A 9,274-nucleotide genomic window follows, 5' to 3' on the forward strand; every position below is an offset into this window, starting at 1 on the left:
AAGTGACTCGCCGTAAGGGCGAAACCAATAGACGCCATCACCGCAGCAAAGGATATGCCCCCCAACCCCACCATTATTGCGATTCCAGCAACTAATCTATGCAACACAGTTGCTGTTTCCTCGCACATGAACTCATTACCATACCTTCATAGTTAGGTTGCTAATGAAGTCAAAGAGGTCAGCATGCAAAGCAAAGTCGATGTCGCCGTCATGATCGGCAGCGGTGTGCCCGCCAGTTTGCGAGCGCAGGGGCAGAGCGTCTGCTGGGTCGTGCTGCTGAACGGCGAACGCCGGGGGACGGCATTCTCCCGTCGCGATGAAGCGGAGGAGTGCAAGGCTGCCTGGTTGGCCCAATTAAGCGCCGAAGCCCCCGACAGCCTGCATTGACTAGTGAACCTGATGCATACGCAAATTCAGGTCATCAACCACCCGTGACCAATCAGCATCCTCACGCAATTGTTCTTTCAGGAAACCGGCCTGCTGCGGCGTCCAGAACTCGGCATCGATGAGCTTTTTATCATCGGGCATAGGCGAATGACTGGCGATGAAATCGTCGATGGCCTTCTCGCTGGAGTCCAGACCGAGTTGGTCGAACAAGCCTTTCAAGTCGTGTGTAGGTGAATCCATCTGCATCTCCTTCAGGTCATTCAGTCGCATCGAGTGTGGAATCGGCAATGCAGTGTCATTGCATCTGAGGGAGCCGCACGCCAAGAGTTCGATAGGGGTTTAGCAGCTTTCTCCGGAATCGCCACAATGATGGCAATGGGCTATTGTCTGTCAGGGCCTCAACGATTACGATGCTGTCGCGTTTTTGGCGTCACAGAGCCGCCATTCAAAGAGTTCGAACAAGGATGTAGGCGACACTCGCTCCCCCAGGATTTCCGCCTTTCAGTGCTGAATTGCCCATCCCTTGCGCGATTTTCTTTCGAGTCGACGCGTCCCCGATCCCGCATGAAAAGGATGTAAGCAGTGAAGCGTCTTGTTTATCTGATGGCCATCGCGCTTGGCCTGTCGCTGACTGGTTGTGTGTCGTTCACACCGCTGGGCCCCATTGGCGAACCCTTGAACCCCGCGCCATCCACCCTTGATCGTAGTGCCGAGATCAGCGACGTCGTGATTTCCGCCCCCGATCTGGACGACAAGGTGCGTGTCGCCGGCAGCCAACAGTTGACCGAGCAGATCAGCGTCTATGTCGACAAAAGCGATTACTTCAAGCGAATCGTGGCGTTCCCGGCCAAGGCCGGTGAGGACGACGTGGTGCTCAAGTTCAACCTGACCTCGCTGGCAGGCAAACGCACCATGCACCCGGCTTACCTTCCAGGTGCGCTGTTGACCTTGACCCTCTGGATCTGGGTCGACGGTCCTATTTACGTCGACAAATACGACCTCGCGGGTGAACTGATCATCGAAGACCGTCAGGGCAAGCAACTGGCCAGGTCGGTCGAGAAGGTGAAGCTCGACAAGAATGTCGGCATGTGGAATGCCGATTATCTCAATCCCCGCCTGGGCGGTACTCAGCTGCGCGAATTGATCGCTCAATTGCTGGCCGGTGCCACCCCTCAACTGCGTCCACTGTCAAAGGAATTGGCTGCACATGAATAAGTACCTTTTGGTTTTGCTGTTGATGGCCAGTAGCGTCCTGACGGGCTGCATTTCCTACTCCCAGCACAGCTTGCCACCGGTGGATCAGTGGCCACCGGCCCAGGCCCGGCAAGACAAGCCCAGTGCTTATCTGCACGTGACCATTCAGCAGAAGTTCAACGGCGAACTGTCGGGCGCCGGGGACAATGCGGCGCTGGTGGAAAAGAACATGCTGGAAACCTTCAAGGAATCCGGACAGTTCAAAAGCGTGACCACGGACAAAGTTGACTCGAACTTGTACGTCACGAGTACGTTGACCAACAATGAACAAGGCAATATCGCCAGTGCCTGGCTGACGGGATTCACGTTTTTCGTGATCCCGACTACGTACAGCAATACCTTCACGCTGGAAACGGTGTTCAAGGATCAGGAAGGCAACGTGCTGGGCAAAATCGTCAAGCAGGAGAGCACTCGCACCTGGTTGCAGATTCTGCTGATTGTCGGGGCGCCGTTCAATGAACGAGGGGACGTGTTGCTCAAGCACTTAACCCAAAGCACGCTGGATGAAGCGGTCAAGCGCAAGCTGATCTGATCGATTGTCGCTATGACGGCGTGCAACCTGTGCAAGGTTGGCACGCCGCTGACACCTCTCGGGCCGAGGTGCCGACCTTGTCGGCGAGGCCCGTTCTGGCCTGATACAGCGCGCTGGCGGTCATGAAAATCGCGCTGTCCAGCGCCGGCTCCCGGACTTGCCCACCCCCCATTTCAGGCTTTCAATGCCCCTTCATCGACCGCAAGCTTCAGTGCCTTGGCGGCTTCCTTTGCGGCGATTTCGGCGACGTCCGAGGTTTTGAACCAACGATCCTTCTCGACCTGGTGATACGTCACCGTGGTCAGCGGCGGTTTGGCGCGCATGACAATGACCGCCTGGAATTCGCCTTCGACTTCTCTGGCTTCGCCCCGGATAAAAAATTCACCGATATCAAATTCCGTCACGTAGCAGCCTTCCCCTGGAAATGTCCTGTTGTGTTGAACGCCGTCCGACTTGGGAACGGGTTTCATTGGTTCGGCAGTATGGCAGCAGTTGCCTGCCGACGGCTGAGTTAAGTCGTCGGCATGACGAAACGTCTATAAGAAGGGACTGAGCGTAACGCTTAGCGATGAAATTCGAGCTGACGGGCGAGCGCGCATGCTTCGTTGTGGTCGCTGCGGAAACCTCTGACATGGCCAGTGGAAATTTCTTTGATGTGGAAGAACGCATTACCGGCCAGAACAACCTGAAAACGCGGTGTGGCAAGCGTTTCAGGGTCAAGTTCAGGGTGTTGAAACCCCGCCGCGTACAGCGTCGACGGGTTGCTTGAGTAAGGCGCCAGGGGACGGGTGAAGTGTGTCAGGGTGCACATATGAAGTCCTTTTCGTTATTTTGCCGACGTGTGTACATCGTTTTGGGTAGTCTCGAAGAGCATCGCTGCTCTAGAATCACCGTCACTGGTGGGCGATTGATGGTTATCTAAAGCAATTTTTTGCCGGCGATATGTCGGAAAAGTGCTTTTTTTAAAGAGTTTTTTCCCTAAGGTTGGTAATCCGTTTTTTCTGGCAGTCAGAAGGGCTTTTTCCTTCAGCCTCTGACGAACTCCAGGCAAGACGGCGCGAGTGACTTTCCATTAGTCTTCTTACGCCTCGCGATGAATGAGCCCTCTGCTCGTTTCAGGATTTCAACACGGGTCATTTGGCGACACCTTCGGCATTGCCGCTTTTTTCTGCTGTGCGCTGTTTGCAGGCGTGCGGCATCATTTTCAGATGTGGGGATGTTTCCTTGGCAGTAAGTAATCTCGATATGCATGCTTTGTTCGTGCTGGGTGATTTGCGCGCAAAGCTGGTCAAGCAGTTCCAGTCACGTTTTGTTTACATCACCGAACAGAACGCCGAAGGCATTTACATTGCCGAGATCGACACCGAATCAGCACTGGTGGTGGACGACAAGCCAGGCCTGAAACTTAAAGTCGGCGATCATTTCAGCGCTTCGGTTTTGCCCAGTCGCGAAGGCGGCAAGCTGGACATCAAGTTCCGCGAAATCAAACTGACGGTGTATGGCCTGGGCGATTACGCGTTCGTGACCACCGCCGACGGTCATGGGATCGTGTTCAAGGAAGGACACAGCGTGGTGATGGTATTTGCCGCCCACCAACAATTGCAGGAAGGCCTGACCAAAACCCTGAAAGCCGTGACGGCCAAGGCCGCCAAGTGGCGCAAGGGTGAACTGGTGACCTTCAAGGCCAGCGAGTAATGCCCCTGACCCGCGCCGATTTCCACGTACAGAACCAGGCCAGCGCCCAGGTGGAGGCCCAGCGACTGTTCGAGCAGAAGGCCATCCTGCAAGGGGCCTGGCTGGGGTGGGTGGCGTCGCAGATCTACACATTGCGCCCGGCGGAATACGCCAGCATGGTCAGAAGAGAGCTGGCGCGCTTGCAGGGAATTTCCGAAAAATAATCCTCGCCCCTCGAAAGCAGGAACCTCTACTACAGTCAATTGACTGAGTCTTTTGAGGCTTGCGGTCTTTATCAGGCCATCCTGCTATTGCTGTGAACAGCACGAGGTGCAAAAGCATGAACGGATTTCGACGGTTGCTGGCCACTGTTCTGGTCGCTTTCGGTCTGGGTTCGCCCATTCCGGTATTCGCCGCCCAGGCGCCGATCCACTTCGCCGACCTGAACTGGGAAAGCGGCAGTCTGATCACCGATATCCTGCGGATCATTGTCGAGAAGGGCTACGGGCTGCAGACCGATACCTTGCCGGGAACGACCATCACCCTGGAAACCGCCCTGGCCAACAATGACATTCAGGTCATTGGCGAAGAATGGGCCGGTCGCAGCCCGGTCTGGGTCAAGGCTGAGGCCGAGGGTAAAGTCGCGAGCCTCGGCGATACGGTCAAGGGCGCCACCGAAGGCTGGTGGGTGCCCGAATACGTGATCAAGGGCGATCCGGCCAAGGGTATCAAGCCGCTGGCCCCCGGCTTGCGCAGTGTCAGTGACCTGCCGAAATACAAGGACGTGTTCAGTGATCCGGAAAGCCCGGGCAAGGGACGCTTCCTCAACAGCCCGATCGGCTGGACCTCGGAGGTGGTCAACAAGCAGAAGCTCACGGCCTATGGCTTGAACGACAGCTATGTGAACTTTCGCAGCGGCTCCGGGGCGGCGCTGGATGCGGAAATCAGTTCGTCGATCCGTCGTGGCAAGCCGGTCCTGTTCTATTACTGGTCGCCGACACCCTTGCTCGGGCGCTTCAAACTGGTTCAACTGGAAGAACCGCCGTTCGACGCCGAAGCCTGGAAAACCCTGACCGACGCCGACAACCCCAATCCGAAACCGACGCGCTCACTGCCCTCGAAACTGTCGATTGGCGTGTCCACACCGTTCCAGAAACAGTATCCGCAGATTGCCGAGTTCTTCAGCAAGGTCGATTTTCCCATCGGCCCGTTGAACAAGGCGCTGGCTGATATGAGCGAGAAACACACTCCACCGCGCCAGGCCGCGGAGGCGTTCATGAAGGCGCACCCGGATGTGTGGCAGGCGTGGGTGCCGAAGGATGTGGCGGATAAAGTCTCCGCCGAGTTGAAATGATGGGGGCCGCTGATATCACCGGACTGTAGGAGCCAGCTTGCTGGCGATGGCGGCCTCCAAATCGATGCAGAACGCTCGGGCCTCATCGCCAGCAAGCCGGCTCCTACAGTGGGTCGTGTCGTTCACCTTATTCAGGCCTGCCACACCCCCCCTTGTAGGAGCCAGCTTGCTGGCGATGGCGGCCTTCAAATCGATGCAGAACGCTCGGGCCTCATCGCCGGCAAGCCGGCTCCTACAGTGGATCGTGTTGTTCACCTTATTCAGGCCTGCCACAACCCCCTTGTAGGAGCCAGCTTGCTGGCGATAACGACCTCCAATTCGATGCAGAACGCTCGGGCCTCATCGCCGGCAAGCCGGCTCCTACAGTGGATCGTGTCGTTCACCTTATTCAGGCCAGCCACAACCCCCCTTGTAGGAGCCGGCTTGCTGGCGATAACGACCTCCATTTCGATGCAGAACTCCCGGGCCTCATCGCCGGCAAGCCGGCTCCTACAGTGGATCGTGTTGTTCACCTTATTCAGGCCTGCCACAACCCCCCTTGTAGGAGCCAGCTTGCTGGCGATGGCGGCCTTCAAATCGATGCAGAACGCTCGGGCCTCATCGCCAGCAAGCCGGCTCCTACAGTGGGTCGTGTCGTTCACCTTATTCAGGCCTGCCACACCCCCCTTGTAGGAGCCGGCTTGCTGGCGATGGCGGCCTCTAAATCGATGCAGAACGCTCGGGCCTCATCGCCGGCAAGCCGGCTCCTACAGTGGGTCGTGTTGTTCACCTTATTCAGGCCTGCCACAACCCGCCTTGTAGGAGCCAGCTTGCTGGCGATGGCGGCCTTCAAATCGATGCAGAACTCTCGGGCCTCATCGCCGGCAAGCCGGCTCCTACGGGGAGTGTGGATCGAGCACTAAAACCGGGTTTGCACGGCCAGCTCAAAAGTCCTCGGTGTACCCAGGTAATACGCCGGCGACACGTGCGCAAACTCGGCATACACCTCGTTGGTCAGGTTGCGTACCCGGCCAGTGACGGTGGTGTGCCGATCGACCTTGTAGTTGAGAAACGTGCCATAGAGCGTATAAGACGGCACGGTCATCGTGTTGGCGCTGTCGGCAAACACCGAGGCGACGTACCGTGCATCGACGCCCCCTTGCCATTGCGGCGCAAAGTCATAGGTCAGCCACAGATTGCCGACCCGGTCCGGCACGTTGGTCGGTGTGTTGCCCTTGCGTGAAACCACCACCCCCGCGGCATTCTTCTCGGTGAACTCATCGTACTGAGCGTCAACCCAGGCAAAGTTGCCTTCGGCCAACAGCTTGTCGGTGATCCGCAGCGAACTGGCCAATTCGATGCCTTTGGACGTCTGCTGACCCACGGGAACGCTAAGCGTCGGGTCCTGCGGATCGGTCACCGCGAAGTCTTTGCGCTCAATCGTGTACGCCGCCAGCGTCGCCGAACCGCGACCGTCCAGATAGTCGAATTTGCTGCCGACTTCCCATTGCTTGCCGGTCGAGACATCAAAATCCTGTGTGCCGTTGGGTTGTTCGGCAGCGGTGCTGTATTGCACGTAGACGTTGGCGTTTGGGATGAACTGGTACGTCAGGCCGACGCGACCAGTCACAGGTTCCCAGCTACGTTTGAGATGACGTGGATTGCTGGCGGTCACTTCCCGGTGGTTGGTCACGTCCAGATCGATGTCGTCGTAACGCAGGCCGGTCAGCAACGACAATTTATCGGTCAGCGCCAGGCGGTTCTCGGCGAACAGCGCCTTGGTGGTGACGTCGTTGGTCTTGTCGCTGACAAACCCCGGCCGGGTGCCCGGGATGTCGTAGAAATGCCCCGGCTGAAAGTTGTTCGGGTCGACCGTGCTTGCGCCTTTGACGTTCAGCGGCGAATTGGTGGTCTGGTTGACCTTGTACTCGAAACCGCCGGACCAGGTGGTGTCCAGGCCAAACAGCGTGTTGTCGTGACGCAGTTCGAACTGGTTGCCGTTCTGCTCGCCCTGATGGCGCACCTGGTACGCCGTGGAGCGGTTCACCGCGCGGTTGTTGGCGCTGTACTGATAGGTTTCCAGGTTGCGGTAATCGCGCTGACTGTCGAGGTGATAAAGGGTGTTGCGCAGGGTGGTGCTGTCGTTGATCCGGTAATCGATGATCGAGCGCACCCAAATCGTGCGCTGTTCGTAACGACCGTCCTCGACGTTGTAGTTGTTGAAGCGGTTGTGCTTGTCGATCTTCAGTTCACCGGCCTTGGGATTCAGCACCGGCGTGCCCCAGTACGGACTGTCTTCGTGTTCATCCTGATATTCCAGCGCCAGGGTGTGGGACAGGTTCGGCGTCAGGTCACTGAGCAGCGAAAACGCCACGCTCCACGCATCGCGTTCCTGGCGATCGATGTAGCCGTTGCCGGTGTTGTGGCTGACGTCCAGCCGCGCGTAATGCTGCACATCCGCGCCGGCTTCACTGAGGGCATGGTTGAGGCCGAACGCGGTCTCGGCGGTGTCGTAACTGCCGTAGCTGACCCGGCCTTCGACCGCTTGCTCTTCACGGGTCGCCAGTCTGGTCACGTAGTTCAGTGAACCGCCCACGGAGCCGGCGCCATTGATCAGCGATGACGGGCCGCCCACCAGTTCCACCCGATCATAGATCCACGCATCCACGGGCCGGGCAAGGCCGCCGGAGACGTTGACACCATTGAACATCTGGGTGATCTGGCTGCTGGTGAAACCACGGTAGGAGACGAACCCGCCGAAACCTGGTGGTGCACTGGCATTCACGCCGGGCAAGGTGTTGGCGGCGTCCTGGAAGTTCTGCGCGCCGTGGCGTTCGATGTCGTTGCGGTTGGCAATCGCCACCGACGCCGGGATTTCACGCACGCTCAGCCCCAGGCGCGAGGCCATGCCGCTGGATTGGTCCAGGCTCAGACCCGGCTCGGCAGGTGCTTCGCCATCAATGGTGATTGGTGCGAGGTCCACTGTGGATTGTGCCCAGGCGTTAACGGACAGGCAGCCGAACAGGCTGGCCAGCAAAGGAATGGTTTTCATCGATGAATCCTGAATGCTTGCTAGGAAACAGCGCACAGGCAAACGCCTCGCGTTGGCGAAGTGAGCTGATTGAATGGCGAAGGATTCAGGCGAACGGCGGGGCGCGGGGGTTGGCCGAGGGCCAGGTGAAGCGGGCAGGGAGGTCAGCGTTGGCGACGACCGCCAAGGGTGGGCTGTGTGTTTGCGGGAGGATCGCCAGGGTCAGGCTGGAATTGAGCGCCGGACCCATGCCGCCGGTGGAGCACAACGGGCAGCCGAAGGCTTTCGACAGTGTCGGCAGTTGCTCTTCGGACGTGTTTGAGGACGCAGGTGCCTGAGTGCGCGGGTCAACCGTACAGAACTGGCCACCGAGGCCGTTGAGCTGCATCCCGACCATTTGCCCGTGACCGATGCTGCAGGCGAACACATTGAACAGGACGCAGCAATAAAGCATCCATGCAATGAGTGAGCGATCGGTCCGGGCGAGCTTCATGGGGCGGCACTTTAACATCGTTGATCAGCCGCGCACTTCTAAAAATGCCGACTAGGATGATTCTGTTAAATACTTTTCTAGGATCCTCGACATGACGTTTGTGTTGGCTCAAGGGCTGGTGACGATCTTCGCGGTGATCAGCCTGATCCATGTCTACTGGGCGCTGGGTGGCCAGTGGGCTGCCGTGGCGGCCGTGCCGCAGGTGCCGGTGGAGGGCAGCGCGAGATCGCAGCCTGCGTTCAAGCCCTCGGGGTGGTTGACGTTGCTGGTGGCTTTCGGATTGCTGCTGATTGCAGCGCTGGTGTGTTTGCGCGTTGGCTGGTGGGTGCCGGCGGTGTCCCATCAATCGCTGCAATGGGTGATCAGCGCCATCGCGATGCTGATGTTCGCCCGGGCGATTGGCGATTCGAACCTGGTGGGGTTTTTCAAGCAGGTCAAGGGATCGGAATTTGCCCGGCTGGATACGTGGGTGTATTCGCCGTTGTGTGTGGTGTTGGGGGCGGGGTTGTTGGTCGTCGCGTGGATTTGAAAAGCATCGCCGGCAAGCCGGCTCCTACAGGTGAACACAAA

12 protein-coding genes are annotated in these 9,274 nt (G+C 58.2%); 7 read left to right on the forward strand and 5 right to left on the reverse strand.

All coding sequences use genetic code 11. The annotated features are described in order from the left end of the window. Positions 1–183 precede the first annotated feature (183 nt). Positions 184–387 carry a hypothetical protein gene (locus tag IB254_RS12820; protein WP_008035852.1) on the forward strand — a complete coding sequence of 68 codons (204 nt, stop codon included), beginning with the start codon at positions 184–186 and terminating at the stop codon, positions 385–387. On the opposite strand, the gene IB254_RS12825 is transcribed toward IB254_RS12820, so the two are convergent. Continuing rightward, positions 388–627 carry a DUF2789 domain-containing protein gene (locus tag IB254_RS12825; protein WP_192417524.1) on the reverse strand — a complete coding sequence of 80 codons (240 nt, stop codon included), beginning with the start codon at positions 625–627 and terminating at the stop codon, positions 388–390. 342 nt (positions 628–969) lie between these two features. On the opposite strand from IB254_RS12825, the gene IB254_RS12830 reads away from it, so the two are divergent. Together IB254_RS12830 and IB254_RS12835 are read left to right on the forward strand one after the other, a co-directional pair. Then, the gene (locus IB254_RS12830; protein ID WP_192417525.1) at positions 970–1,602 is read left to right on the forward strand and encodes a hypothetical protein; all 633 of its coding nucleotides are present in this window, start codon (positions 970–972) and stop codon (positions 1,600–1,602) included. Then, complete coding sequence (locus tag IB254_RS12835; RefSeq protein ID WP_192417526.1) at positions 1,595–2,173, forward strand: hypothetical protein; 579 nt, start codon at positions 1,595–1,597, stop codon at positions 2,171–2,173. The genes IB254_RS12830 and IB254_RS12835 overlap by 8 nt, the downstream gene beginning before the upstream one ends. A 173-nt stretch (positions 2,174–2,346) precedes the next feature. Here the strand turns inward: IB254_RS12835 and IB254_RS12840 are convergent, their stop codons facing one another. Further along, positions 2,347–2,577: a hypothetical protein gene (locus tag IB254_RS12840; RefSeq protein WP_192417703.1), complete on the reverse strand. Its 231-nt coding sequence runs from the start codon at positions 2,575–2,577 to the stop codon at positions 2,347–2,349. Positions 2,578–2,735: 158 nt separating this feature from the next. Further along, on the reverse strand, positions 2,736–2,984 hold the full coding sequence (locus IB254_RS12845; protein ID WP_192417527.1) for a hypothetical protein: 249 nt from the start codon (positions 2,982–2,984) through the stop codon (positions 2,736–2,738). 413 nt (positions 2,985–3,397) lie between these two features. Between IB254_RS12845 and IB254_RS12850 the strand changes: the two genes are divergently transcribed. The 3 genes from IB254_RS12850 (at position 3,398) to IB254_RS12860 (ending at position 5,201) form a co-directional block, all read left to right on the forward strand. Continuing rightward, positions 3,398–3,868: a hypothetical protein gene (locus tag IB254_RS12850; protein ID WP_008035847.1), complete on the forward strand. Its 471-nt coding sequence runs from the start codon at positions 3,398–3,400 to the stop codon at positions 3,866–3,868. After that, a complete protein-coding gene (locus IB254_RS12855) occupies positions 3,868–4,071 on the forward strand; it encodes a hypothetical protein (RefSeq protein WP_192417528.1) in 204 nt (67 codons plus the stop codon). The genes IB254_RS12850 and IB254_RS12855 overlap by 1 nt, the downstream gene beginning before the upstream one ends. Positions 4,072–4,187: 116 nt before the next feature. After that, positions 4,188–5,201 carry an ABC transporter substrate-binding protein gene (locus tag IB254_RS12860; RefSeq protein WP_008035842.1) on the forward strand — a complete coding sequence of 338 codons (1,014 nt, stop codon included), beginning with the start codon at positions 4,188–4,190 and terminating at the stop codon, positions 5,199–5,201. A gap of 898 nt (positions 5,202–6,099) precedes the next feature. Here IB254_RS12860 and IB254_RS12865 read toward each other — a convergent pair. Together IB254_RS12865 and IB254_RS12870 are read right to left on the reverse strand one after the other, a co-directional pair. Then, positions 6,100–8,232, reverse strand: a complete 2,133-nt coding sequence (locus tag IB254_RS12865) for a TonB-dependent receptor (protein ID WP_192417529.1) — start codon at positions 8,230–8,232, stop codon at positions 6,100–6,102. Between the two features lie 85 nt (positions 8,233–8,317). After that, entirely contained in the window at positions 8,318–8,704 is a 387-nt protein-coding gene (locus tag IB254_RS12870) for a DUF2946 domain-containing protein (RefSeq protein WP_192417530.1), read from the reverse strand. Positions 8,705–8,795: 91 nt separating this feature from the next. On the opposite strand from IB254_RS12870, the gene IB254_RS12875 reads away from it, so the two are divergent. After that, positions 8,796–9,233, forward strand: a complete 438-nt coding sequence (locus IB254_RS12875) for a DUF3995 domain-containing protein (RefSeq protein ID WP_192417531.1) — start codon at positions 8,796–8,798, stop codon at positions 9,231–9,233. Positions 9,234–9,274: the final 41 nt, after the last annotated feature.

The organism is Pseudomonas sp. PDM03 (assembly GCF_014852385.1).
Lineage (GTDB): Bacteria > Pseudomonadota > Gammaproteobacteria > Pseudomonadales > Pseudomonadaceae > Aquipseudomonas > Aquipseudomonas migulae.

Coding starts and splice junctions, on each gene's coding strand:
- IB254_RS12820 (WP_008035852.1), top strand. CDS start 184: ATGCAAAGCAAAGTCGATGTCGCCGTCATGATCGGCAGCGGTGTGCCC.
- IB254_RS12865 (WP_192417529.1), bottom strand. CDS start 8,232: ATGAAAACCATTCCTTTGCTGGCCAGCCTGTTCGGCTGCCTGTCCGTT.
- IB254_RS12870 (WP_192417530.1), bottom strand. CDS start 8,704: ATGAAGCTCGCCCGGACCGATCGCTCACTCATTGCATGGATGCTTTAT.
- IB254_RS12855 (WP_192417528.1), top strand. CDS start 3,868: ATGCCCCTGACCCGCGCCGATTTCCACGTACAGAACCAGGCCAGCGCC.
- IB254_RS12825 (WP_192417524.1), bottom strand. CDS start 627: ATGGATTCACCTACACACGACTTGAAAGGCTTGTTCGACCAACTCGGT.
- IB254_RS12875 (WP_192417531.1), top strand. CDS start 8,796: ATGACGTTTGTGTTGGCTCAAGGGCTGGTGACGATCTTCGCGGTGATC.
- IB254_RS12860 (WP_008035842.1), top strand. CDS start 4,188: ATGAACGGATTTCGACGGTTGCTGGCCACTGTTCTGGTCGCTTTCGGT.
- IB254_RS12835 (WP_192417526.1), top strand. CDS start 1,595: ATGAATAAGTACCTTTTGGTTTTGCTGTTGATGGCCAGTAGCGTCCTG.
- IB254_RS12845 (WP_192417527.1), bottom strand. CDS start 2,984: ATGTGCACCCTGACACACTTCACCCGTCCCCTGGCGCCTTACTCAAGC.